At 42.3% G+C, this 1,767-nt stretch carries 3 protein-coding genes; 2 read left to right on the forward strand and 1 reads right to left on the reverse strand.

Annotation, left to right across the window (positions count from 1 at the left end; genetic code table 11):
* Nucleotides 1-466: 466 nt before the first annotated feature.
* A complete protein-coding gene (locus JCM12296_RS34555; protein ID WP_054702678.1) occupies nt 467-775 on the forward strand; it encodes an FAD-dependent oxidoreductase in 309 nt (102 codons plus the stop codon).
* Nucleotides 772-1,548, forward strand: coding sequence for an NAD(P)/FAD-dependent oxidoreductase (locus JCM12296_RS34560; protein ID WP_054702681.1), 777 nt, complete (start codon nt 772-774; stop codon nt 1,546-1,548). Before JCM12296_RS34555 ends, JCM12296_RS34560 begins: the two co-directional genes overlap by 4 nt.
* Before the next feature lie 14 nt (nt 1,549-1,562).
* Here JCM12296_RS34560 and JCM12296_RS42995 read toward each other — a convergent pair.
* The coding region (locus JCM12296_RS42995; RefSeq protein WP_218188444.1) for a hypothetical protein at nt 1,563-1,767 on the reverse strand (205 nt) is incomplete at its 5' end.

The raw sequence follows: 1,767 nt of genomic DNA on the forward strand, positions 1-1,767 counted from the left end.
TTAGGCTGGCGGAAAGAAATAATTCCGCCAGATCGCGCCGGATTTGGGTTCGTCTACAAGGCGCCGCCACCGGTGCATAGCGGGAATATGTGCCGGTGGCGGCAACGCGGTAGACGGGCACAAAAACAAGCAGGATGGTGGAATTATTTCTTTCCGCCAGCCTTAACCTTTCAGGCTATCTCAAAAACAATATCGCTCCTCTGACAAGGCGTGAAGCGATAAAAAGGCAGCAGCATATAAATTTTGAAGCGCCTCACAGCACTGTCAGAGGGTGTTCAATTAATTTTGAGATAGCTTGAATAAGGTTTCAAACCAAAGAAGAACCCCTGACCAAACAATCTAAATATGAAATCTTTGTCAAAGAAGGGAAGTATCATAGCCCGCAACAGGAGAAACGATTAAGTTTTTGTCCACGGAATACGCTGATACCCTATGATAAAGAATTTTTTCTTTAAAAGGAGATACTATGTATGATGTTGCGGTCATAGGTGGCGGTCCTGGGGGAGCAGCAGCCGCAAAGGTATGTGCGATAAAAGGGCTCAAAACAATATTGTTTGAAAGAATGAAATTGCCACGACGGAAAGTTTGCACCGGGATGCTGGTTGCAAAAGTTGCGCAGGATCTGGTGGAAAAAGTATTCGGTGAGAATCCTTCCAAAGCGATTGCCCCCTCCCAATATTTATCCGGTATTATGCTTCATGCACCGGGGATAGAACCCAGGAAAATAAAGCATAAAATTTTATCGCCTGGAGAAAAGACCTGGATTACTGGATGATCAAAAAAGCCGAAGACAGTGGTGTTGAGCTATATGATTCAGCACGGGTCGTAAAAATAGAAGAACTTGAGTATGGATTCGCAATTAAACTTTCGGAGAAGGAAATTAAAACAAGATTTATTATTGGGGCTGATGGTGCAACATCTGTGGTACGGAAGTGCTTATTTCCAGGCCTTAAAGTGAGGTATTCCGGTGCAACTCGGGAAGTTTATAAGTCCGACATAAAGCTTGATCATAAATATATGCATTGGTTTTTCCCAGTTCACCAAATTCGTCCTCGTTTTGACATCAACTTTAAGGGAGACGACTTATTTGTTTTGGAAGGAGGCGGGCTTAATAAATTGAATAAAGAGATAAAGCAGCTTCTTTCAAAAGACTATGGATTTGATCTTAACTTGAAACCTGTATGGAAAGACGGATGCACCATGTCACATTTGCATGAAGAATTATTATCAGGTTCGTTTGTACCAGCAAAAGGCGATGCAATTCTAGTCGGTGATGCCGCCGGTCTGGCTTTGCCTGTGGGATATGAAGGGATTGGCACCGCTGTTCACAGTGGCGTACTGGCAGCTACTGCAATTGAAAATGCAATAGAAACAGGGAACCGAGCTGAAAACTTTTATGTTCACTCGCTTAAAAGCGTTATGGCCGAAATAAAACGGCTGAATCCCCTTGAAGATTGGCTGAAAAATGAAGTTGAAAAAGGAGATGAGACTTTGCTGGATGCTGTTAAGTTGGCATTTGAAAAATCCTTTTTAGAATCAACGTATTGATAGATACGCATCATCTATTTTTTCGCAAAACAGAACAAAACTGTACGCCAGGATTGGCGACACTTCTGCATTGATCTTAGTGGCTTGTTAGCACCTTTGTTTTGTCCTGATGAAATCTTTTCGATGTGCATCGGTACCACGATTAAACCATTGGTGTATTGTTTTCCGGACGGCCTTTCTCGTATAGTTTCTCTAAACTTTCCGTTTATTTTAATTAGG

Source organism: Desulfosarcina cetonica JCM 12296, assembly GCF_001311845.1.
In the GTDB taxonomy this organism is placed as follows: Bacteria; Desulfobacterota; Desulfobacteria; order Desulfobacterales; family Desulfosarcinaceae; genus Desulfosarcina; species Desulfosarcina cetonica.